The organism is Pseudomonas sp. FYR_5 (genome assembly GCF_043106315.1).
Classification (GTDB): Bacteria; Pseudomonadota; Gammaproteobacteria; order Pseudomonadales; family Pseudomonadaceae; genus Aquipseudomonas; species Aquipseudomonas putida_Y.
This window is the reverse complement of record NZ_JBICMK010000118.1, coordinates 1-609: the sequence shown is the minus strand read 5'-3', so window position 1 is coordinate 609 and position 609 is coordinate 1. Positions and strand designations below refer to the sequence as shown.

The following is a 609-nucleotide window of genomic DNA, read 5'->3' as shown; positions in this document are numbered from 1 at the left end:
CTGACGCCGGTCTTGCCGGTCAAGCGACCGTAGGTGGCAGCCATGAAACCTGCAGACTGCTCATGACGGGTCAGTACCAGCTTGATCTTCGACTTGCGCAGGGATTCGAGCAGGTCGAGGTTTTCCTCACCGGGAATGCCGAATACATACTCGACACCTTCATTTTCCAGGCATTGCACAACGACATCGGCGGCCTTGGCCATCTTGCTTGCTACCTCAAGTGATGGGACGGGGAAGTCCAGAAATGCGCAGCACGGTACGCTGGCATCGCCAGGTCCAGGAGCAAAAGTGCCCCGAACCAGAGTCTTGACGTAGGGGGCGTGCGGGAAAGTCACGTTAATGCCGCGTTGAGGCCATTCTAACCTGGCTTCGCACCATCCTCTGTAGGAGCGGGTTTACCCGCGAAGGGGCCGGACCTGCTGGCCAATTTCCACCTGCCGTTCACCGTTGCCGCCGCCACCGTATTCGCGGGTAAACCCGCTCCTACACAGATAGGTGGTAAACACACATCGGGGGGTGGACACAGGCCGCTGTAGGAGCGGGTTTACCCGCGAACACCAGCGAAGCCGGTGCCATCTCCGCTCTCGAGCAGGTCCAGTTTTTTGCCCA

1 protein-coding gene is annotated in these 609 nt (G+C 59.3%); it reads right to left on the bottom strand.

The features are described 5' to 3' along the window. A partial coding sequence (locus ACF8RA_RS24630; RefSeq protein WP_249226214.1) for a thiamine pyrophosphate-binding protein occupies positions 1 to 203 on the bottom strand: 203 nt, incomplete at its 3' end. Positions 204 to 609: the final 406 nt, after the last annotated feature.